General features: G+C 74.1%; 10 protein-coding genes. 3 read left to right on the top strand and 7 right to left on the bottom strand.

Annotated elements, in window-relative coordinates:
• Positions 1–4: 4 nt before the first annotated feature.
• On the top strand, positions 5–1069 hold the full coding sequence (locus IG88_RS0104885; protein ID WP_031035348.1) for a DUF2637 domain-containing protein: 1065 nt from the start codon (positions 5–7) through the stop codon (positions 1067–1069).
• A gap of 143 nt (positions 1070–1212) precedes the next feature.
• On the opposite strand, the gene IG88_RS0104880 is transcribed toward IG88_RS0104885, so the two are convergent.
• From IG88_RS0104880 to IG88_RS45070, 3 genes are all read right to left on the bottom strand, one after another.
• A complete protein-coding gene (locus IG88_RS0104880; RefSeq protein WP_107452047.1) occupies positions 1213–1623 on the bottom strand; it encodes an ATP-binding protein in 411 nt (136 codons plus the stop codon).
• Between the two features lie 143 nt (positions 1624–1766).
• Entirely contained in the window at positions 1767–3509 is a 1743-nt protein-coding gene (locus IG88_RS0104875) for a pyruvate dehydrogenase (RefSeq protein ID WP_031035344.1), read from the bottom strand.
• 28 nt (positions 3510–3537) lie between these two features.
• Positions 3538–4527: a protein phosphatase 2C domain-containing protein gene (locus IG88_RS45070; protein WP_031035342.1), complete on the bottom strand. Its 990-nt coding sequence runs from the start codon at positions 4525–4527 to the stop codon at positions 3538–3540.
• 1343 nt (positions 4528–5870) lie between these two features.
• Here IG88_RS45070 and IG88_RS0104865 point away from each other — a divergent pair.
• Positions 5871–6899 carry a helix-turn-helix transcriptional regulator gene (locus IG88_RS0104865; RefSeq protein WP_051851758.1) on the top strand — a complete coding sequence of 343 codons (1029 nt, stop codon included), beginning with the start codon at positions 5871–5873 and terminating at the stop codon, positions 6897–6899.
• Positions 6900–6959: 60 nt separating this feature from the next.
• A complete protein-coding gene (locus IG88_RS0104860) occupies positions 6960–7442 on the top strand; it encodes a DUF456 domain-containing protein (protein ID WP_031035339.1) in 483 nt (160 codons plus the stop codon).
• Here IG88_RS0104860 and IG88_RS0104855 read toward each other — a convergent pair.
• The 4 genes from IG88_RS0104855 to IG88_RS0104835 all read right to left on the bottom strand — a co-directional run bounded on the left by IG88_RS0104855 (position 7405) and on the right by IG88_RS0104835 (position 12114).
• The gene (locus IG88_RS0104855) at positions 7405–7932 is read right to left on the bottom strand and encodes a methylated-DNA--[protein]-cysteine S-methyltransferase (RefSeq protein ID WP_031035336.1); all 528 of its coding nucleotides are present in this window, start codon (positions 7930–7932) and stop codon (positions 7405–7407) included. The two genes, IG88_RS0104860 and IG88_RS0104855, sit on opposite strands and share 38 nt — an antisense overlap.
• Positions 7929–9401: a DNA-3-methyladenine glycosylase 2 family protein gene (locus IG88_RS0104850; protein ID WP_051851757.1), complete on the bottom strand. Its 1473-nt coding sequence runs from the start codon at positions 9399–9401 to the stop codon at positions 7929–7931. Before IG88_RS0104850 ends, IG88_RS0104855 begins: the two co-directional genes overlap by 4 nt.
• A 24-nt stretch (positions 9402–9425) precedes the next feature.
• Positions 9426–10538 carry a ribosome small subunit-dependent GTPase A gene (gene rsgA / locus IG88_RS0104845; RefSeq protein WP_031035332.1) on the bottom strand — a complete coding sequence of 371 codons (1113 nt, stop codon included), beginning with the start codon at positions 10536–10538 and terminating at the stop codon, positions 9426–9428.
• Positions 10539–10794: 256 nt separating this feature from the next.
• On the bottom strand, positions 10795–12114 hold the full coding sequence (locus tag IG88_RS0104835) for a radical SAM protein (RefSeq protein ID WP_031035330.1): 1320 nt from the start codon (positions 12112–12114) through the stop codon (positions 10795–10797).
• Positions 12115–12173: the final 59 nt, after the last annotated feature.

The raw sequence follows: 12173 nt of genomic DNA, 5'->3' as shown, positions 1-12173 counted from the left end.
CCTGATGAGACTGACCGACATATCGCTGAACTGGCTGCTTCCGGGCGCCGTGCTGCTCCTGGGCATGCTGGCGGCGGTGGCGGTGCTCGCGCGCGGCAAGCGTTCCTCGGGGAAGGACGCGGGCGCGGACGACTCGTGGGAGCGGATGGAGGAGCGCCGCAGGCGCAAGGAGGCCCTCTACGGCACCTTCTCCTACGTCCTGCTCTTCTGCTGTGCCGCGGTCGCCGCGGCGCTCTCCTTCCACGGTCTGGTCGGCTTCGGCGAGCAGAACCTCGGCCTGAGCGGCGGCTGGCAGTACCTCGTGCCGTTCGGCCTCGACGGCGCGGCGATGTTCTGCTCCGTCCTCGCGGTGCGCGAGGCCAGCCACGGTGACGCGGCGCTCGGCTCGCGCATACTCGTGTGGGCCTTCGCGTTCGCCGCGGCCTGGTTCAACTGGGTGCACGCCCCGCGCGGCCTGGGGCACGCGGGCGCCCCGCACTTCTTCGCGGGCATGTCCCTGTCGGCGGCGGTGCTGTTCGACCGGGCCCTGAAGCAGACCCGCCGGGCCGCGCTGCGCGAGCAGGGTCTGGTGCCGCGTCCGCTGCCGCAGATCCGCATGGTCCGCTGGCTGCGCGCTCCCCGGGAGACCTACCGCGCCTGGTCGCTGATGCTCCTGGAGGGCGTGCGCAGCCTGGACGAGGCGGTCGACGAGGTGCGCGAGGACCGGCGGCAGAAGGAGGAGAAGAAGCTGCGGCGGCGCGAGCAGGAGCGGCTGGAGCGGGCACAGCTGAAGGCGATCAGCCGGGGCCACGGCCACCGGGGCTTCCCGGGACGCGGCGGCCGCCAGGTCGAGGTCGAGGTGCAGCAGGTGGAGCGGGGCTCGGAACGCGCCGCCGCGGAGCCTGCCATATCGACCCCGGAGCCGTTGCCCGCGGCAGGCCGGCGCCCCTCCCTGCAGCCCGTGCGGAGCGGCGCTGAGCACACGGCCGTGGAGACCGTCGACCTCACCGCGGAGGACGACACCCAGGCCCTGCCCCGCCTGGACTCCCTGGAGCGCAAACTCAAGGACCTGGAGCAGCAGTTCGGCTAGGACGTGTCGTCCGGATCGGGTCGCTGGAAACCGGCGGCTCCTCGTGAGCGCCGGTGACCCCGCGTCTGCGGCATGATCCGGACCGGACCCCCACGGTCCGGGCGCTCCCGCTCCGACGGCCTGAGGCACCGGCCCCCGGTGTCTCAGGCCGCTTCCGCGTCTGCCTCCGCCACCGGCTCCACCCCCAGTTCGAACCAGACCGACTTGCCCGCCCCGCAGGGCCGGACGCCCCAGTCGTCGGCCAGCGACTCGACCAGGAACAGGCCCCTGCCGTTGGTGCTCCCCTCCTGCGGGGCGCGCGGCCTGGGCGGCCGGCCCCGGCCCGCGAAGTCCTGGACCTCGACCCGCAGGGCGCGCGGCCCGACCGTCGCGGTCAGCACGGCGCCCTCGTCGGTGTGGACGAGCGCGTTGGTGACCAGTTCGCTGGTGAGCAGCTCCGCCACCTCGGACTGGCCGGGCCCGCCCCAGTGCCGCAGCAGCTCACGCACGGCCCGCCGGGCCTCGGGCACCGCCCGCACATCGGCCCGGCCGAGCCGCCGGCTGAGCTGTGACACCGCCTCCTCCTTCATGTCCCCCGTCGGCGCGCTGATGTCGCTTCCCCCCGTCCATTCCGTCTGGGTCGAACATCTTCACGGTGAAAGCCTTGCCCGTTCGAGCCCTCGGCAGTCATCGAGTTTCGGGGAGGCGGTCCGGCCGGTCACGGCCGGGGGACGTTGCGCAGGTTGGAGCGGGCCATCTGGACCATGCGTCCGACACCGCCGTCCAGCACGATCTTCGAGGCGGACAGGGCGAACCCGGTGACCATGTCGGCGCTGATCCTCGGCGGAATGGACAGGGCGTTGGGGTCGGTGACGACGTCGACGAGGGCGGGACCCCTGTGCTTGAACGCCGCCTTCAGCGCCCCGGGCAGGTCCTTGGGCTTTTCCACCCGTACGCCGAAGACACCGCAGGCCTCGGCGACGGCGGCGAAGTCCGGGTTCTTGTTGGCCACGCCGTGCGAGGGCAGGCCGGCCACCAGCATCTCCAACTCCACCATGCTCAGCGCGGAGTTGTTGAAGAGCACGACCTTCACCGGCAGATCGTGCTGGACGAGGGTGAGGAAGTCGCCCATCAGCATGGTGAACCCGCCGTCGCCGGACATCGAGACGACCTGTCGGCGCCGGTCGGTGAACTGGGCGCCGATCGCCATCGGCAGCGCGTTGGCCATCGAGCCGTGGGAGAAGGAACCGATGATGCGGCGGCGGCCGTTGGGCGAGAGGTAGCGGGCCGCCCAGACGTTGCACATTCCGGTGTCGACGGTGAACACGGCGTCGTCGTCGGCCAGTTCGTCCAGCACGGCGGCGGCGTACTCGGGGTGGATCGGGACGTGCTTGTCGACCTTGCGGGTGTATGCCTTGACGACGCCCTCCAGCGCGTCCGCGTGCTTCTTCAGCATCCGGTCGAGGAAGCGGCGGTTCTTCTTCTCCTTCACCCGCGGGATCAGGCAGCGCAGCGTCTCCCGCGCGTCGCCCCACACCGCGAGGTCCAGCTTGGAACGCCGACCCAGGTGCTCGGGCCGCACGTCGATCTGGGCGATCTTCACGTCGTCCGGCAGGAAGGCGTTGTACGGGAAGTCGGTGCCGATCAGGAGCAGCAGGTCGCACTCGTGGGTGGCCTCGTAGGCGGCGCCGTAGCCGAGGAGGCCGCTCATGCCGACGTCGTACGGGTTGTCGTACTGGATGAACTCCTTGCCCCGCAGGGCGTGCCCCACCGGGGCCTTGAGCTTCCCGGCGAACTCCATGACCTCGGCGTGCGCGCCGGCCGTGCCGCTGCCGCAGAACAGGGTGACCTTGTCGGCGTCGTCGATCATCCGCACCAGCCGGTCGATCTCCTCGTCGCCGGGGCGGACGGTGGGCCGGGAGGTGACGAGTGCCGTCTCGGCGGCCCGCTCCGGGGCGGGCTCGTCGGCGATGTCGCCGGGCAGCGAGACGACGCTGACGCCGCCCTGGCCGACGGCGTGCTGGATCGCGGTCTGCAGCAGCCTGGGCATCTGCTTCGGGCTGGAGATCAGCTCGCTGTAGTGGCTGCACTCGCGGAAGAGCTGGTCGGGGTGGGTCTCCTGGAAGAAGCCGAGACCGATCTCGCTGGACGGGATCTGCGAGGCGAGGGCGAGGACGGGGGCCATGGAGCGGTGGGCGTCGTAGAGCCCGTTGATGAGGTGGAGGTTGCCGGGGCCGCAGGAGCCGGCGCACGCGGCCAGCTTCCCGGTGATCTGCGCCTCCGCGCCGGCGGCGAAGGCGGCGGTCTCCTCGTGCCGCACGTGCACCCATTCGATGCCGGAGTGGCGGCGCACGGCGTCCACGATCGGGTTGAGGCTGTCCCCGACGACTCCGTAGAGGCGCTCCACCCCGGCGCGGGTGAGGATGTCGACGAACTGTTCCGCGACGTTCTGTTTGGCCATGGGTCCAGCTATGCCACAGCGAACGGCCTCACGCCTCCCAAACGGCGGCGGCCGTACGGTCGTCCGCGTACCCCTTGACCCGGACGCCGCCGTCGGAGAGGAACTCCCCCAGCCCCGGCGCCGGACGGCCGGCCCATCTGCGGGCGAGGAGTTCGCCCAGCTCGGGTTCGTTGCGCAGCGGCTCGGCGAGGCCCTCGGTGCACATCAGCAGCACATCACCCGGGCGGGCTACCGACGCCCGGAAGCGGAAGGGCTCGCGGGGCGGCTCGGCGGGCGGTCCGTCGTACGGTCCCGGGGCCGAGGTGACGCCGAGGTCCATGGTGAGCCGGTCGCCGTCGGGCGTTTCGCCCGTCGCGTCCCGGGGCGTGCCGCCGGGTGTGCCCCTGGGTGCGGAGCCGAAGCCGAGGACGGGCTCGCCGGTGAGATCGCGGACGTCCGGCTCCATGTCCTGCCAGACGCCGTCGCGCAGCCGGAGCAGTCCGCCGGCGCCGACGCCGAAGAACACCCGCGTGCGGCACTCCGGGTCGGCGGGCAGCAGCAGACAGCGCAAGGTCGCCGCGTACTCGTCCGGGGCGAGGCCCTGTTCGGCGGCGCCGGCCCGGAGCCGGCCCAGGCTGCGGTCGGTGAGGCGGTGCAGTCCGGACTTCAGGTCGCCGCGCCGGGCCGCCCGCAGGTCCTCGGCGAGCCGCGCGTGGCTGCGCCCCACGGCCCGCCCGATCCACCGGCACACCTCGGCCGCCGCCCGGTGCGCCCCGGCGGTGGCACGGGCGCCGGTCGCCATCGCCACCAGGACCAGCCCCTGCTCACCGGCGCCGAACCGGGCGACGAGCAGCGCGTCGCGCCGCGGCTCGCCCCGGTACCGCGCGGAGTCACCGCGCACGGAGACGGCCCGCAGCGTGCACGTCCCGTACCGGGCGCCCTCCAGCACGGTGTCGGGGACCAGCCCGTCGAGTCCGTCGGGATCGGCGGGCGGCAGGGCGGTGGGTTCGGCGTCGTAGGTGGGCGGCCCGGAACCCACGTAGTCGCGGTCGGCGCCGTGCGGCCCGGCGGGCGGCGAGGGGAGGAACGGCGGCGGAGGCGGAGGCAGGTCGGCCGCGGTCCTGGGCGGCGGAACGGGCGCGGGCGGTTCGCTCAGGTCCGCGGGCCCGCTCCCGGAGGTGGTGAGCCCGCGCGGGGTCCCGCCCCGGGGACGCGGCGCGGGTCCCGGGGGCGGCGGCGAAGAGGTGCCGCAGGTGCGGCAGGTGCCGCAGGTGCGGCAGGTGCCGCAGGTGCGGCAGGTGCCGCAGGTGCGGCAGGTGCCGCAGGTGGGACCGGTGCCGCAGGTGGGACCGGTGCCGCAGGTGGGACCGGTGCCGCAGGTGCGCCGGGTGCCGGCGGGGCGGGCGCGGCGGGTCCGGGCTCCCGGGGGTCCCTGGACCGAGCGGCGCGCGCGGCACCCGACACCGCACCACCGCGCAGGGCACTGTCCCCGTCACCGGCGAGTGGCGGGCGGGCAGGACCCGACGGAGCACGGCGTCCCAAGCCACCGTCACCACCCGCCGACGGGCGGACCGGAGCCGACGAGGCACTGCCGCCTCCACCACCGCCGTCACCAGGCGCCGACGGGCCGGCCGGGCCCAGGGGCGCGCTCCGCGTCCTGCCTTCGCCTCCGTCTGCCGACGGGCCCGAGGGACCGGGTTCACGGCCGCCTCTCGGAGACTCTTCCCCGGCCCCCGTCGCACTCCCGGGGCCGGGCGGCCGGACGGCTTCCGAGCCACCGTCACCGCCCCCCGCCGGACCCGCGGAGTCCTGCGGCCCCCCGGTGCGAGGCCCCGGGATGTCCGACAGGCGCGTCGGGGTCGCCCACCACGGGGCCCGGGGTTCGGGCGGGGCGGGAGGCGGCGGGTCCGCCGGGTTGCCGGGGCCGGGGCCCGGACCGCGCGCCACCGTGCCGGACGCCGAGGCGAAGCGGTCGTCCAGGGAATCGGGTGCGGCCGTGGGGCCGGTGTCGTCGGTGGAGTCGTCGTAGAGCTGTCCCCACCAGTCGTCCTCAGGACCGGTGGGACCGGTGGGCCTTCCCCCCTGCTGACTCATGCTCCCGATTGTCCACCGCGAGGGCCGGATGGAAATGGGGCATCGGAAAATTCGGACGCACCGCCACGGCCCGGGCGGCGTGTCGGGGGACGTGTCGAACGGTTCTCCGAGGTGGGGTGGCCGAGCGGCCCCACCCCCCACGGGAGGACCGCTCGGCGACGCCACCTTGGCAGAGTGACCAGGGGTACGGCGATGATGTCCGCGGGCGGGTTTACGCCGTGGCCGTTTTCCGCCACGGAGATCCCCGCGGCTGGAGACGATCATGGTTCCGGGGAGGGGCGACGCCTGATGCTGGGAGTGCTGGGGCTGGAGGACACGCAGGAGGCGGCCTACCGGGCGCTGGTGTCGGTGGGCGCGGCCGACGTACCCGATCTGGCGCGGAGGCTGGCGCTCGCCGATCAGGACACCGAGCGCGCGCTGCGCGGGCTGGAGCAGCAGGGGCTGGCCGCCCAGTCCTCGGCCCGCCCGGGGCGCTGGGTCGCGGCCCCGCCGGGCGTCGCGCTGGGCGCCCTGCTCACCCAGCAGCGGCACGAACTGGACCGGGCGGAGCTGGCGGCGGCGCTGCTGGCGGAGGAGTACCGCGCGGCGGCGGCCGAGCCCGCCGTGCACGACCTGGTGGAGGTCGTGACCGGGGCCGCGGCCGTGGCCCGGCGTTTCCTCCAGTTGCAGCTCGGCGCGAGCGACGAGGTCTGCGCGCTGGTCACCGACCGGCCGGTGGCCGTGACCGGCATGGAGAACGACGCGGAGGAACAGGCCACCGGACGAGGCGTGCGCTACCGCGTGGTGGTCGAGCGGTCGGTGCTCGACCTGCCGACCGGCATCACCGAGCTGACCGCCGCGCTCGGCCGCGACGAGCAGGTCCGGGTCGTGGACCGGGTGCCGACCAAGCTGATCGTGGCCGACCGTTCCCTGGCCCTGGTGCCGCTCACCGCGCACTCCTCGGAGCCGGCCGCGCTGGTCGTGCACGCCAGCGGCCTGCTCGAACTGCTCTCGGGCCTCTTCGAGGCGGTGTGGCGGGACGCCCTCCCGCTGCGCCTGGGCACCTCCGGCGTCACCGAGCACGGCCCCGACGGCCCCGACGGCACCGACCTGGAGATCCTCTCCCTGCTGCTCGCCGGTCTGACCGACGCCAGCGTCGCCAAGCAGCTCGACCTGGGCCTGCGGACCGTGCAGCGGCGGGTGAAGCGCCTGATGGAGCTGACCGGCGTGACCACCCGGCTCCAGCTCGGCTGGCACGCCTACGAACGGGACTGGGTGGCCCGGGGGCCCAGGGAATCCAGGGCGCCCGAGGAGCCGGGCCGGCTCGGAGACCACTGAGGAGCGGCCCCGCCACCACGGACTTCTGCGGACCGGGCCCGGTTCCGGCACCCTGGACGGATGGGAGCGTGGGACCTCCTGCTGACCGGCCTGGTCATCCTGCTCGGGCTGTGCGGCGTCCTGCTCCCCGGCGTGCCCGGGTCGTGGCTGGTGTGGGCCGGGGTCCTGTGGTGGGCGCTGAAGGACCCGCGGCCGATCGCGTGGGCCGTCCTCGTCGGCGCCACCGTCGTCCTCCTGCTGTCGCGCGCGGTGCGCTGGGCGCTGCCGAACCGCAGGAGACGCCGGGACGAGGCGATGCGCCGGATGACGGCCTACGGGGGCGCGGGCGCCGTCCTCGGCTTCGTGGTCGTCCCCGTGCTCGGCGCGGTCCCCGGCTTCCTGGGCGGCGTCTACCTCGCCGAGCGCCTGCGGCTCGGGCGGCACGGCGAGGCGATGGCGTCCCTGCGGAGCGCGATGCGCCACGGCGGCGCCGGGCTGCTGACGGAGCTGTTCGCGTGCCTGCTGATCACCGGGGCGTGGCTGGGAGCGGTACTGGCCGGATGACGGGCGCGCCCTCCAGGGCCAGCAGCCGCGTCTTGCGTTCCAGTCCGCCCGCGTACCCGGTCAGGGAGCCGTCGGCGCCGATCACCCGGTGGCAGGGGCGCAGGATCAGCAGCGGGTTGGCGCCCACCGCGCCCCCGACGGCACGCACCGCCGGACGCGAGGCCCCGATGCGCGCGGCGATCTCGCCGTACGTCGTCGTCGCCCCGTAGGGCACGTCGTCCAGGGCGGCCCACACGCGCTCCCGGAAGGCGGTGCCCTCGGCGCGCAGCGGCAGCCGGAACTGTGTCAGCTCCCCGGCGAAGTAGGCGGCGAGCTGCTCCTCGGCCGCCCGGAAGGGCCCGGCGTCGTGCCGCCAGCCGTCCTGGACGCTCCGGCCGCCCTTCTGGCCGGGCACGGACAGGGAGGTGAGTGCGCCGTCGGGGCCGGCGGCGGTCAGCAGCAGCGGCCCGACGGGACTGTCGGTCCGGTGCCAGTAGGTGACGGTGGTCATCGGTCGTTCTCCCACTCTCCTGCGGCGCGCAGGTGGTTCAGTGCGTACGAGCGCCAGGGGCGCCAGGTGCCGGGGACGGCGGTGCCGGGCGGCGCGACGTCGGGGTCGCCGAGGGCGCGGGTGCGTACGACGGCGGCCGTAGTGGCGTCCAGGCCGGGCACGGCGAGCAGGGCCCGCTCGGCCTCGTCCCGGTCGGCGCCCGGGTCCAGGCGTACGGTGCCGTCGGCGAGGGCGGCGGCGAGCGCCCCCGGGGTGCCCTGCGGCGCGGCCTCGGCGAGGACGGCCGGTGCGGGGAAGAGGTGGGTGAGGCTGCCGCAGGGCGCGTCGAGCACCTTGCCGTACCGCTGCACCAGGCGCTCGGCCTCCGCGCGCCCCACCAGGGCCCGCACCGCGAGTTCGTCGGGGTCGGCGGTGCCCGGCGAGCGCAGTCCGGGGCGGGCGGCGACCAGGGGGGCGAGCCGGGGGTCGGCGCCGAGCCGCTCGTCGACGGCCCAGGGGTCGGCGTCGAGGTCGAACAGCCGCCGCAGCCGCTGGACGGAGGTGGTGAGGTCGCGCAGGTCGGTGAGGTGGAGGCGGGCGTCGAGCCAGCCACCGCCGCCGGTGCGCGGCCTGCCGGGCCGTTCCTGGACGGCGGCGATCCCGGTGCCGTACGGCAGGCGCAGGGTGCGCCGGTAGACGCGGTGGCCGGGTGCGCCGCTCACTTCCTCGATCCCGGCGACGGCCTCGCGTTCGAGCAGGTCGAAGACGGGGCCGGGCTGGTAGGGGCCGCGGTGGGCCAGGCGCAGCGGGATGCCGGCGGTGGGGGTGGCGGTGGGCCGGGCGGGCCGGTCGCGGGCCGGGGCGGCGGCGCGCAGCTCGCTCGGGGTGGCCGCGTAGACGGCCCGGATCGTGTCGTTGAACTGCCGCACGCTGGCGAATCCGGCGGCGAAGGCGATCTCGGTGACCGGCAGGCCGGTGGTCTGCAGCAGGACACGCGCGGTGTGGGCCCGCTGGGCGCGGGCGAGGGCCACGGGTCCGGCGCCGACCTCGGCGGTGAGCTGGCGCTGCACCTGGCGGGCGCTGTAGCCGAGGCGTCCGGCGAGTCCGGCGACGCCCTCGCGGTCGACGACGCCGTCGCCGATCAGCCGCATGGCCCGGCCGACGACGTCGGCGCGGACGTTCCAGTCGGCGGAGCCCGGCACGGCGTCGGGACGGCACCGCCGGCAGGCCCGGAAACCCGAGCCCTGCGCGGCGGCGGCCGTCGCGAAGAACCGCACGTTGTGCCGTTTCGGGGTGACCGCGGGACAGCTCGGCCGGCAGTAGATGCCGGTCGTCTCCACGGCGAAGAAGAACGCGCCGTCGAACCGGGCGTCCCGGCTGCGCACGGCCTCGTACCTGACGTCCTCGTGGGTGTGCTCGTGCTCCGCTGTCGGTCTCACGTGCTCCAGTCTCCGCCAGTCCGGAGCGCCGGACTGGCGGAAATCGGACATCACGTTGGACCGACGGCCGGTCGCCTAACGCAGACCGCCCCGCTTGGCCTCCATCGCCGCCCTGCCGATGGCGCCCCGGCGCTTGTACTCCTTGCGGATCTCGGCCCGCAGCCGGGCGTCGGTCTTGGCGACGATGCGCTGGTTCTCCCGCACGAGCTTGCGGTAGCTCTCCAGCCGCCGCTGGGGCAGTTCGCCGCCGTCGATGGCGGCGAGGACGGCGCAGCCCGGCTCGCTCTCGTGGGCGCAGTCGTGGAAGCGGCACCCTTCGGCCAGTTCCTCGATCTCGGCGAAGACCTGCCCGACCCCGCTGCCCGCGTCGAAGAGCCCGACACCCCGCAGCCCGGGGGTGTCGATGAGCACTCCCCCGCCGGGCAGGGCGAGGAGGTTGCGGGTGGTGGTGGTGTGCCGGCCCTTGCCGTCGACGTCGCGGACGGCCTGCACCCCCATGACGTCCTCGCCGAGCAGTGCGTTGGCGAGGGTGGACTTGCCGGCGCCGGACTGTCCCAGCAGCACGGCGGTGCCGCCGGAGACGACGGCGGCGAGCACGTCGAGCCCTTCCCCCTGCTCGGCGCTGACGGACAGCACCGGCACACCGGGCGCGGCGGTCTCCACGTCCTGGACGAGGTGCGCCAGGGTCACCGGGTCGGGCACGAGGTCGGCCTTGGTGAGGACGACCAGGGGCTGCGCCCCGGATTCCCAGGCGAGGGCGAGGAACCGTTCGACGCGGGCGAGGTCCAGCTCGGCGGCGAGCGACACGGCGACGATCGCGTGGTCGACGTTGGCCGCGAGGATCTGCCCCTCGGAGCGCTTGGAGGAGGTGGAGCGCACGAAGGCGGTACGGCGCGGCAGACACGTCCGTACGTAGCGCGGGTTGCCGCCCTCGGGGTCGACGGCGGCCCAGTCGCCGGTGCAGACGACGCGCAGGGGGTCGTGCGGCGTGACGAACGCGGTGTCGGCGCGCACGACGCCGTCCGCGGTGACGACGTCGCACTGCCCGCGGTCGACCCGGACGACCCGGCCGGGCAGCAGGCCCTGGGCGGCGTACGGGGCGAACGCGTCGGCCCAGTCGTCGTCCCAGCCGTAGGCGGCGAGGGCGGAGTGGGCGTGGGAAACGGACGGGGATGACGTGGAAGTCAAGGGGTGACCCTTCAGGGTGCGGCCCCGGTGCGAGGACTCAGGGAGCGGCTGAGATCAGCCGGCGGCCGCGGAGGTGGACTCGATGAGCTCCTGGATGCGGGCAGCGCCCGTCACAGTGACAGCCATGGTCGACACCTCCTCCGCAAATCCCCTGCCGCGGCGGCCGTTGGGGCCGCCGCGCTCGAACGTCACTCACCTTAGACACGCATCCGGGGCCGCGCCACCGAATAAACCGCGGGCCCGCGGACGCCCGGGCTCAGACCTCCACCGGCGCGTCCGCCGGCAGGCTGTCCATGAAGGAGCTGACCGAGAAGACCGCGTTGCCGGCGCCGGGAGGGCCGTAGCCGGGGGGCGAGGAGAGGCCGAAGTCGTCCATGGTCTGGCGGTAGGCCTGGAGCAGGCGGATGTGGTACTCCAGCGGGGCGCCGTCGGGGTTGGTCTTGCCGAGCGGGGTGGTGGGCTCGGGGCACCAGGTGGTGAAGCGGGGCGTGATGCCGTGCGACATGAAGAAGCGCAGGCCCTCGGTGGTGGAGGCGATGGCCTCGTCGACGGTCTTGAAGCCGAAGGGCTCGGCCATCTCGACGCCCGCGACGAAGTTGGGGATGACGTTGCGCGCGCCGAAGACGTCGGTGGAGTCGAGGATGCGCCGGTGCCACTCGTCACGGCCGACGTAGCGCTCCTTGCCGGGGCAGTACATCTTGAACAGGTACTCGTCCCACACCTCGAAGTTGGGGTGGTAGATCTGCACGCCGTAGTCCTTGAAGCGCTGGACGTCCGCCTTGGGCAGGGCCTGGGCGACGACCTTGCCGATCCAGCGGCCGGGGAAGTGCTCCTCGATGGCCTTGGCGTAGCGCCCGTAGAAGTCGGCCTCGTCCAGTCCCTGGACCTTCGAGGTGATCGCGCCGCCGGTGAGCGTGTACGCGGTGGAGATCTTCGCGGTGTCGTACTTGTCGATGATCTCCAGCGCCTCCAGGACCTCGTCGACGTCCTTCACGCCCGTGTACGGCCGCCCGGCCGCCTTGTGCTGGCGCCAGTTGTGGTTGATGTCGCAGTACTGGCACTCCTCCTTGGCGCCGAAGTACTGGCAGACGCGGAAGGCGGTCAGGTAGATCAGGTAGCCCCACTGGATGGTGGGGGCGACCTCCATGACGGACTTCCCGTTGGCGAGCTTGTGCCGGTAGTACTCGGGCATCGGCGGCACGCCGACGTCCGAGATGCGCCTGCCGTCGAGGTAGAGGCCGAGCTGGTTGTGCTCGTCGGCGGCGACGCGGTACGGGGAGGACGGGTTCACCCGGACGGAGACGACGGTGCGGCGCAGGTCGTAGGGGCCGCCGGTGAGGATGATCTCCTCGGGCGGGCGGCGCAGGGCGGCCTCGCCCAGCTCGGGCAGGGTGCCGTGGTCGAAGGAGAAGATGAAGTACGACTTCGGCTTGACCTCGCCGTCCTCGTTGTCGCTGAGCGCGGAGGGGTCGAAGGCGACGCCGCCGCGGAGCAGGTCCTCCTTGAAGACGGCCTCGCGCGGTACGTTCGGGAACCGCTCCATCAGATCCTCGACCAACGCGGTACGGCTGTCCATCCCGTGTCTCCTCCCAGCTCCGGCGTTCGACTTCTCACGGTATGCCCCCGCGGGAGCGG

The organism is Streptomyces sp. NRRL F-5650 (genome assembly GCF_000721365.1).
Taxonomy (GTDB): domain Bacteria; phylum Actinomycetota; class Actinomycetes; order Streptomycetales; family Streptomycetaceae; genus Streptomyces; species Streptomyces ardesiacus.
Note: the sequence above shows the minus strand (reverse complement) of the source record. Positions and strands in the feature narration are given on the sequence as shown.

Bases quoted from the DNA above. Each gene is read 5' to 3' on its own strand.
- IG88_RS0104885 (WP_031035348.1), top strand. From the start codon at position 5: ATGAGACTGACCGACATATCGCTGAACTGGCTGCTTCCGGGCGCCGTG.
- IG88_RS0104875 (WP_031035344.1), bottom strand. From the start codon at position 3,509: ATGGCCAAACAGAACGTCGCGGAACAGTTCGTCGACATCCTCACCCGC.
- IG88_RS0104865 (WP_051851758.1), top strand. From the start codon at position 5,871: ATGCTGGGAGTGCTGGGGCTGGAGGACACGCAGGAGGCGGCCTACCGG.
- IG88_RS0104860 (WP_031035339.1), top strand. From the start codon at position 6,960: ATGGGAGCGTGGGACCTCCTGCTGACCGGCCTGGTCATCCTGCTCGGG.
- IG88_RS0104855 (WP_031035336.1), bottom strand. From the start codon at position 7,932: ATGACCACCGTCACCTACTGGCACCGGACCGACAGTCCCGTCGGGCCG.
- IG88_RS0104850 (WP_051851757.1), bottom strand. From the start codon at position 9,401: ATGTCCGATTTCCGCCAGTCCGGCGCTCCGGACTGGCGGAGACTGGAG.
- IG88_RS0104835 (WP_031035330.1), bottom strand. From the start codon at position 12,114: ATGGACAGCCGTACCGCGTTGGTCGAGGATCTGATGGAGCGGTTCCCG.